2 protein-coding genes are annotated in these 1,917 nt (G+C 61.1%); both read left to right on the forward strand.

Annotated elements, in window-relative coordinates:
- Positions 1-1,562, forward strand: a 1,562-nt coding sequence (gene ettA, locus A3754_RS11630; RefSeq protein ID WP_063519820.1) for an energy-dependent translational throttle protein EttA, incomplete at its 5' end; no start/stop codon positions are given.
- A gap of 64 nt (positions 1,563-1,626) precedes the next feature.
- The coding region (locus A3754_RS11635; protein WP_082904781.1) for a PilZ domain-containing protein at positions 1,627-1,917 on the forward strand (291 nt) is incomplete at its 3' end.

Here is a 1,917-nt window from a genome sequence, read left to right on the forward strand (position 1 = left end):
GCGTGCTGGGCCTGAACGGCTCCGGTAAATCCACGCTGCTGCGCATCATGGCCGGCGTGGACAAGGACTTCCTGGGTGAAGCACGGCCGCAGCCGGGCACCAATATCGGCTACCTGCCCCAGGAGCCGGAGCTGGACCCGGAAAAGAATGTCCGCGAGATCGTCGAAGAAGCCGTGGCGGATATCCGTAACGCCCAGCAGCGCCTGGAAGAAGTCTACGAAGCCTATGCGGCGGAAGACGCGGATTTCGACAAGCTGGCCGCCGAACAGGCCAAGCTGGAAGACATCATCGAAGCCAGCGATGCGCACAACCTTGAGCGCAAACTGGAAATCGCCGCCGACGCGCTGCGTCTGCCGCCCTGGGACGCCAGCGTGAAAACCCTGTCCGGGGGTGAACGCCGCCGTGTTGCCCTGTGCCGGCTGGTGATGAGCGCCCCGGACATGCTGCTGCTGGATGAGCCCACCAACCACCTGGACGCGGAGTCCGTGGCCTGGCTGGAGCGCTTCCTGCACGAATTCCCCGGCACCGTGGTGGCGGTGACCCACGATCGCTACTTCCTGGATAATTCCTGTGAGTGGATTCTGGAGCTGGATCGCGGCGAAGGCATTCCTTGGCAGGGCAACTATTCCTCCTGGCTGGAACAGAAAGAACAGCGTCTGGAGCAGGAAGCGAAGAGCGAGTCGGCCCATCGCAAAACGGTGGAGAAGGAACTGGAATGGGTGCGCCAGAACCCGAAAGGCCGCCGTGCCAAGAACAAGGCCCGTGTGTCTGCGTTCGAAGAGCTGGCCAGCCAGGAATTCCAGAAGCGCAACGAAACCCAGGAATTGTACATCCCGCCGGGTGAACGCCTGGGCGAGCAGGTTTTTGAAATCAAGAATGTGGCCAAGCAATTCGACCACAAGCTGCTCTACGAAGATCTGGATTTCCAGATTCCCCGTGGCGCTATTGTCGGCATCATCGGCCCCAACGGTGCCGGTAAAACGACCCTGTTCCGCATGCTGGCCGGCCAGGAAACCCCGGACAGCGGCGAGATCGTCACTGGCGATACCGTACAGATGGCCTATGTGGACCAAAGCCGTGAAGACCTGGACAGCAACAAGACGGTCTGGGAAGAAGTCTCCGACGGCAACGACATCCTGCGCATCGGCAACTATGAAGTCCCCAGCCGCGCCTATCTGGGCCGGTTTAACTTCAAGGGTGGCGACCAGCAGAAGCGGGTCGGCGATCTGTCCGGCGGTGAACGCAACCGTCTGCACCTGGCCAAGCTGCTCAAGCAGGGCGCCAACGTGCTGCTGCTCGATGAGCCCACCAACGACCTGGACGTGGAAACCCTGCGGGCATTGGAAGAAGCCCTGCTGGCGTTCCCCGGCTGCGCCATCGTGATCTCGCACGATCGCTGGTTCCTGGACCGCGTCGCCACCCACATCCTCTCCTTCGAAGGGGATGCCCAGGTGGAATGGTTCGAAGGCTCTTACACCGAGTACGAAGAATACAAACGCAAGCAGCTGGGCGATGCGGCCCTGCAACCCAAGCGCATGAAGTACAAACGAATCGAAGTCTGATTCGTGCAGGATAATGCCGACACAGCAACAACGTGTCGGCCGGGGACGTAACAGGGACGACAGCATGAACGAAAGACGGCGGGCCAATCGGGTGGACTTCGACGGGGAGGCCACCCTGGCTTTCCAGCAGGACAGCCACCCCGTGTCACTGGACGACATTTCCATCATGGGCGCACGGCTCAACAGCAGCACGCCGCTCGCGCTGCCCGATGCGGCCCCGGTCACCCTGACCATTACCCTGGAAGACTCTGATATCACGCTCACCCTCCCGGCAAAAGTAAAGCGCCAGGAGGGCCATGATATTGGCATCATGTTTGATCGCCCATCCGTGGATGACATGCAGCATCTACGCCGC

It is taken from the genome of Alcanivorax sp. HI0083, assembly GCF_001635175.1.